Source organism: Streptomyces sp. NPDC024698, assembly GCF_055559015.1.
On record NZ_JBVHLK010000062.1, the window covers coordinates 1 to 1,610 of the forward strand.

General features: G+C 64.0%; 2 protein-coding genes. Both read left to right on the plus strand.

The genetic code is table 11. The features are described 5' to 3' along the window. Nucleotides 1-255: 255 nt before the first annotated feature. Nucleotides 256-678: a DUF6193 family natural product biosynthesis protein gene (locus tag ACZ4AA_RS38445; protein WP_467613370.1), complete on the plus strand. Its 423-nt coding sequence runs from the start codon at nt 256-258 to the stop codon at nt 676-678. A gap of 234 nt (nt 679-912) precedes the next feature. Beyond that, entirely contained in the window at nt 913-1,386 is a 474-nt protein-coding gene (locus ACZ4AA_RS38450; RefSeq protein WP_467613372.1) for a GNAT family N-acetyltransferase, read from the plus strand. Nucleotides 1,387-1,610: the final 224 nt, after the last annotated feature.

Sequence of the window (1,610 nt, forward strand, 5' to 3'; positions counted from 1 at the left end):
AGCGTCCCCGTGATCCGTCAGATCGCTGACTACGAGCGGCGGCTACGACGTGAAGCTCACGCCCGGAACACAGCAGCGAAGCAAGCCGTACAGCAGCGCGGTACCGGAATGACCGTCGTTGACCGAGCTGGCTAGAGCTACGGATCAGAAGGTGCCCATGCTCGATCGTGCGAGGACCTCAGGGAATCACGGTGCGGAGTGGGCACCACTCGATGCAACGGCCCCCGACCCTTTTCACCTGTGCACAATCGCAGTGTGACCGACATCGTTGAAGCCGCCTGGCGCAAGATCCTGGCAACCGCCGGGGAGCACACCCGGCCGGGGGGTTCGCCGCTCCTGGGGCCGTTCACCAGGTTGGTGCAGGTGGCCTACGCCGAGCCGCAGCTTCGTCAGCTCTGCCCGTGGGCGGGTATGTGGGAACTGCACTTCAGCAGGTGCACGGGGTTCCGTCCCACCTGGGACATCCCCTACATCGGCACTCTGACGGACGGCCGGTACTACGTCGAGGGACCGCATCGCAGCAGCCCGCGGATCGCCGAAACGGACAGCGCGCAGGCCGCCGTAGCCACGGTCATCGAGCGACTACCCCCAGGCTGCGGCCCGGCCTTTGCGGGAACCGCCGAGGAGCTGGCGGCTTACGAGAGGAAGGCGGACCCGAGTGAGAGCAAGAGCCGATGAGTGCTGCGCGGGGCCGTCGCGGGGCCGTCCGAGGGTGCTCAACGACGACCACGCTGACAACCACCGACAGTTAAGTCGCAGGTCGCAGCATTGATCGTTAACACGGCCGCAGGTCAAAGATGCGGCCCTTCACTTCTTCGGCTAATGAGCGCCCTCAGGGCGGGTAGACGCCGCCTACTGAGACTCCACCGGGCCTCGTAACCAACCGCACCAGGGAGTCCATAGGCTCCGATCATGGACGTCCGTGTAGAGATCGCCCCGGAAGCAAGTCAGGAACTGGTCGACGCCTTCGCTCGACTGCTGCCGCAGTTGTCATCGACAGCCAAGCCGCTCGACCACGAGGCGGTCAGTCGGCTGGTGACGTGCGACACCAACACTGTGCTTATGGCCCGGATGGCCGAGAGCATCGTTGGCACCTTGACTCTGGTGTTGCTGCCTCTGCCCTCGGGGCTGCGGGGCCGCGTTGAAGACGTCGTTATTGACAGTGCCGCACAAGGCCAAGGCGTCGCTGGCCTTCTCATCCAGGAAGCTCTGCGGATTGCCGAGAAGGCCGGTGCCCGGACGGTAGATCTCACTTCACGCCCAGATCGCGGGGCTGCGAACCGGCTGTACGAGCGTCTCGGCTTTCAAGCTCGGCACTCCACCGTCTATCGCCAGGAGGGACCCGATCTGTCCAGGACAGCGCGGACACCTGACACCAACGTCTGACACCAACAGCAGCGAACACGACCGGACGAGAGCGCCCCCCAGCGGTCGGTAGACCGTCGTAGGGCTGGGATACCTCCAGCCGTCTGGGAGCCTGTGATCGACCTGATGAAGATGAGGTAACACCTCAAAGCCTAGTACTGCAACGGTGTTTGTTCTGATGGTTGGGTAGTTTCTGGTGGGGTGTGTCCGCGTCGTTTGTAGTGGCTGATGCGGGCTTGGTGTTG

Excerpts from the sequence above, each read along its gene's own strand:
- ACZ4AA_RS38450 (WP_467613372.1), top strand. The coding sequence starts at position 913 with ATGGACGTCCGTGTAGAGATCGCCCCGGAAGCAAGTCAGGAACTGGTC.